Source organism: Ramlibacter sp. (genome assembly GCF_036676645.1).
GTDB lineage: Bacteria > Pseudomonadota > Gammaproteobacteria > Burkholderiales > Burkholderiaceae_C > Ramlibacter.
On the sequence record NZ_JAKFCM010000103.1, the window covers coordinates 1 to 2,207 of the forward strand.

The window sequence follows — 2,207 nt, forward strand, 5'->3', positions numbered from 1 at the left end:
GTGACGTCGCCGCCCTTGCGGAACACCGCGCTCATGATGCGCGTCAGGGCCACGATCCACTGGAAGTGGTCCATGTTCTTGGAATTGATGAAGACCTCGAACGGGCGCCGCAGCTCGTGCTCGCTGCCCTGGTTGAGGACGATGTCGTTGATCGTCACGTACATCGCGTGTTCGACCAGCGGCGACTTGATCTTGTAGGTGGAGCCGATCAGCACTTCCGGGCGCTCGACCTTCTCGTGCATCTGCACGATGTTGGATTCGGGCACGGCCACCGCGACGGGCGCGATGCTGGCGACGGACGCCTCGCGCTTCGCGTCTTCCGGCTTCTGGACGCTGTAACCCTTGATTTTCTTGCTGATCTTGATGGCCATCGGTGCTTTGTCTGTGCGTGCCGCTTCAGGGGGGACCGTGCCCGGAGCCCCCCGCCGCGCGGGCGGGGGGACGGGTACGACAATCGGGACAGCCTTCGGTCTTAACGCTTCCGTGCAACCTTTCGGGCGGTCGTCTTGCGGGCCGCGGCCTTCTTTGCCGGAGCCTTCTTCGCCGGAGCCTTGCGGGCGGCCGACTTCTTCGCGGGGGCCTTGCGGGCCGCGGTCTTCTTCGTCGCGCGCTTGGCGGCGCCCTTCTTGGCGGCAGCCGAGCGCTTGGCCGTGGCGGCCTTGCGGGTCGTGGCGCCCTTCTTGGCGGCGACCGAACGCTTGGCCTTCTTGACCGCGCGGGTGGCAGCGCCCTTCTTGGCCGCGACCGAACGCTTGGCCGTCTTCACGGCCTTGGTCACCGTGCGCTTGGTCTTGGCGACCGTCTTCTTGACGGCCTTGACGGCCTTCTTGGCGGCGCGGGTGTTGGCACCCTTCTTGGCGGCCGCGCTGCGCGCCTTCTTGGTCGCCGGCTTCTTGGCGGCGGCCTTCTTGCGGGCCGGCGTCTTCTTCTTCAGCCCGACCGCCTCGGCCGCGGCCGCGACCGCCTTGCCGGCGCTCGCCGCCGCCTTCGACACGGCCTTGCCCGCGCCGGTCTTGCTGGCGCGCTTGACCTGCTTCTTGGCCGCCGCGACGGCCATGTTGGCGCCGCCCGCGATCACGCTGCCGACTTCGGAGGCTTTTTCGCCCACCGTTTCCGCGGCGCTGGAAATCGCCGCCGTCACACCATTGCCATTGCTCATTACCGCTCTCCTCGTCTGGAAAACGCGGCGATTGCCGCGGGCCTAACTTAGCGCGAATTTTTCTGAATCTCCCGTGATGGCGGCGGCCGCCTCCGCGGCGGCCGGCACGCCCCAGGGGGCCGATGGATCAGAACTTCCCGTAGTAGCCTTCCTTCAACGCGTCGAACAGGTTGGCGGCCGAGTGCAGCTCGCCGTCGTACTCGATTTCCTCGTTGCCGCGCGCCTCGACGACGGTGCCGTCCTCGAGCTCGAAGCGGTACGTGGTGTTCTCCAGGTCCGCCTCCTTGACCAGCACGCCCTGGAAGGCGGCCGGGTTGAAGCGGAAGGTCGTGCAGCCCTTCAGCCCCATCTTGTGGGCGTACATGTAGATGTCCTTGAAGTCCTCGTACGGGTAGTCCGTCGGGACGTTCGCGGTCTTGGAGATGGAGCTGTCGACCCACTTCTGGCTGGCGGCCTGGATGTCGACGTGCGCCTTGGGGGTGATGTCGTCGGCCGAGATGAAGTAGTCCGGCAGCTGGGTCGAACCCTCGGTCGCGAACGGCATCGCCGCCGGGTTCACCAGGGTGCGGTAGGCCAGCAGCTCGAAGCTGAAGACCTCGACCTTTTCCTTGGACTTCTTGCCTTCGCGGATCACGTTGCGGCTGTAGTGGTGCGCGAACGACGGCTCGATGCCGTTGCTGGCGTTGTTGGCCAGGCTCAGGCTGATCGTGCCGGTCGGGGCGATCGAGCTGTGGTGGGTGAAGCGGGCGCCGTGTTCGGCCAGCTCGCCGACCAGCTCCGGGGCCACCGTCGCCAGGCGCTGCATGTAGCGCGAGTACTGGGCGTGCAGCTGCCGGCCCTTGATCTTCTGGCCGACCTTCCAGCCGTCCTTCTTCATCTCCGGGCGCTTGCGCAGCATCTCGGCGGTGACCTTGAACTCCTCGTCCATGATCGGCGCCGGGCCCTTTTCCTTGCCCAGCGTCAGCGCCACTTCCCAGCCGGCGACGGCCATCTCGCGGCTCACCTGCTCGGTGAACGCGACCGACTCGGGCTCGCCGTACTTCATCTT

Annotated in this window: 2 protein-coding genes and 1 pseudogene; all 3 read right to left on the minus strand. The window is 66.7% G+C overall.

Annotated features, from left to right (window positions below; genetic code table 11):
- A partial coding sequence (locus V6M57_RS15210; protein WP_332815845.1) for a hypothetical protein occupies positions 1 to 371 on the minus strand: 371 nt, incomplete at its 3' end.
- 101 nt (positions 372 to 472) lie between these two features.
- Positions 473 to 1,159, minus strand: coding sequence for a histone (locus V6M57_RS15215; protein WP_332815846.1), 687 nt, complete (start codon positions 1,157 to 1,159; stop codon positions 473 to 475).
- A 127-nt stretch (positions 1,160 to 1,286) separates the two neighbouring features.
- A pseudogene (locus tag V6M57_RS15220) lies at positions 1,287 to 2,207 on the minus strand (hypothetical protein); the annotation flags it as partial.